The following is a 576-nucleotide window of genomic DNA, read 5'->3' on the forward strand; positions in this document are numbered from 1 at the left end:
TGCCGGTGCCCTTCTGGCCCGCGCGGTCGAGGATGATGTCGACCACCGGCTTGCCGGTCTTCGGATCGTCGGCGGCCAGCACCTTGGCGGTAATTTCGATCAGATACGAATTGAGCCGGCCCTTGTTCCAGTCGGCGAAGACGGCGCCGATTTCTTTTGGGCCCAAGCCGAGGCCGTCGCGCAATATGCCGTAGATCTCGGCGATCATCTGCATGTCGGCATATTCGATGCCGTTGTGGATCGTCTTGACGAAATGGCCGGCGCCGTCGGTGCCGAGCCAGGCGGCGCAGGGCTCGTCCTTGAACTTGGCGGAGATCGCCGTCAGCACCTTCTCGACGCGCTTCCAGGAGTCTTCCGTGCCGCCGACCATGATCGACGGGCCATGCCGCGCGCCCTCCTCGCCGCCGGACACCCCCATGCCGATGAAGGTCAGGCCCGAGCCGGACAATTCGGAGAAGCGTCGCATCGTGTCGCGGAAATTGGCGTTGCCGGCATCGATGACGATGTCGTTGTCGGACAGCACGCCGCGCAGCGCCGCGATCTGCTCGTCGACCGGCTTGCCGGCCAGCACCATGA

At 64.9% G+C, this 576-nt stretch carries 1 protein-coding gene; it reads right to left on the bottom strand.

Annotated features, from left to right (window positions below; translation table 11 throughout):
- A partial coding sequence (locus EN780_RS36925; RefSeq protein ID WP_245500266.1) for an NAD(P)-binding domain-containing protein occupies window positions 1-576 on the bottom strand: 576 nt, incomplete at both ends.

This window comes from Mesorhizobium sp. M4B.F.Ca.ET.089.01.1.1, assembly GCF_004022605.1.
GTDB classification, from domain to species: Bacteria; Pseudomonadota; Alphaproteobacteria; order Rhizobiales; family Rhizobiaceae; genus Mesorhizobium; species Mesorhizobium abyssinicae.